Below are 1,376 nucleotides of genomic sequence, written 5' to 3'. Positions count from 1 at the left end.
TCATGCTGTCTTTTGCCACAGAAGTAGCAATAGAGCTGCTTGCCGTTGTCCTCGCCGTTGCGGGTGTCAGTCATTCGTTCGATCCAAATCCGATAGGCTTGCAACACAAGATGAAGGCTATTGCGGGCTTTTTCAAGCCCGCTGGCGAACAGACTCGCCGACCAAGCCTATTTTGAGTTGCTTATTTTAAGCTGGGCGCTGGTTGATCACTTCATCGATCAAGCCGTATTCCTTCGCAGCTTCTGCACTCATGAAGTTATCGCGGTTGGTATCACGCTCGATTTCTTCAAGGGTACGCCCACTGTGCTTGGCCATCAGCGTGTTCAGGCGCTCGCGGATGAAGAGGATTTCCTTGGCATGGATTTCGATATCCGATGCCTGGCCCTGGAAACCGCCCAGTGGCTGGTGAATCATCACACGCGAGTTCGGCAGGCAGAAACGCTTGCCAGGTGCACCGGCGGTCAACAAGAACGCGCCCATGCTGCAGGCCTGACCGATGCAGGTGGTCGACACATTGGGTTTGATGAACTGCATGGTGTCGTAGATCGACATGCCAGCCGTTACCGAACCGCCCGGGGAGTTGATATAGAGATGGATGTCCTTGTCCGGGTTTTCCGCTTCAAGGAACAGCAGTTGCGCACAGATCAGGTTGGCCATGTAGTCCTCTACCGGCCCAACCAGAAAGATCACTCGCTCCTTGAGAAGGCGCGAATAGATGTCGTAGGCGCGTTCGCCACGAGCGGACTGCTCGACAACCATCGGGACCAGGCCGCCTGCGGCCTGGATATCAGAGTTCTGCTGAATATACGAATTACGGAACATGCTCTGCAGTCACTCCCAAATAGTTATGTCTTGAATACGCATAAGCCAGCTCGAAAGCTGGCTTATGTGTGTATTTCTTAACGCAAAAACAATCAGTCGGCTTGTGGAGCTTCTACCGGCTTGACTGCTTCTTCGTAAGAGACCGACTTGTCGGTCACACTAGCTTTCTGCAGAACAGTATCCACAACTTGTTCTTCCAGCACAACCGAACGCACTTCGTTCAGTTGCTGCTCGTTCTTGTAGTACCACGACACAACCTGCTCAGGCTCCTGGTAAGCGGAAGCCATTTCCTGAATCATTTCGCGAACGCGAGCTTCGTCAGGCTTCAGGTCGAATTGCTTGACCACTTCAGCAACGATCAGACCCAGCACAACGCGGCGCTTGGCTTGCTCTTCGAACAGCTCGGCCGGCAGTTGATCAGGCTTGATGTTGCCGCCGAACTGCTGAACAGCCTGCACGCGCAGACGGTCAACTTCGTTGGCCAGCAGAGCCTTAGGCACTTCGATCGGGTTGGTGGCCAGTAGACCGTCCATTATCTGATTCTTGACCTTGGA

2 protein-coding genes and 1 pseudogene are annotated in these 1,376 nt (G+C 53.6%); all 3 read right to left on the bottom strand.

Going from position 1 to position 1,376, the window contains the following annotated elements; all coding sequences use genetic code 11:
• Positions 1 to 74: hypothetical protein (locus ACIP66_RS28750; RefSeq protein ID WP_400652692.1), on the bottom strand; the 74-nt coding region annotated here is incomplete at its 3' end.
• A 112-nt stretch (positions 75 to 186) separates the two neighbouring features.
• Complete coding sequence (gene clpP, locus ACIP66_RS28745; protein ID WP_007951559.1) at positions 187 to 822, bottom strand: ATP-dependent Clp endopeptidase proteolytic subunit ClpP; 636 nt, start codon at positions 820 to 822, stop codon at positions 187 to 189.
• Between the two features lie 92 nt (positions 823 to 914).
• Positions 915 to 1,376 (bottom strand): annotated as a pseudogene (locus ACIP66_RS28740) (trigger factor); the annotation flags it as partial.

The organism is Pseudomonas sp. NPDC088429 (genome assembly GCF_044753305.1).
GTDB lineage: Bacteria > Pseudomonadota > Gammaproteobacteria > Pseudomonadales > Pseudomonadaceae > Aquipseudomonas > Aquipseudomonas rustica.
Note: the sequence above shows the minus strand (reverse complement) of the source record. Positions and strands in the feature narration are given on the sequence as shown.

What these genes read in the sequence shown, in the direction of transcription:
- clpP (WP_007951559.1), bottom strand. Translation starts at nt 822, where the DNA reads ATGTTCCGTAATTCGTATATTCAGCAGAACTCTGATATCCAGGCCGCA.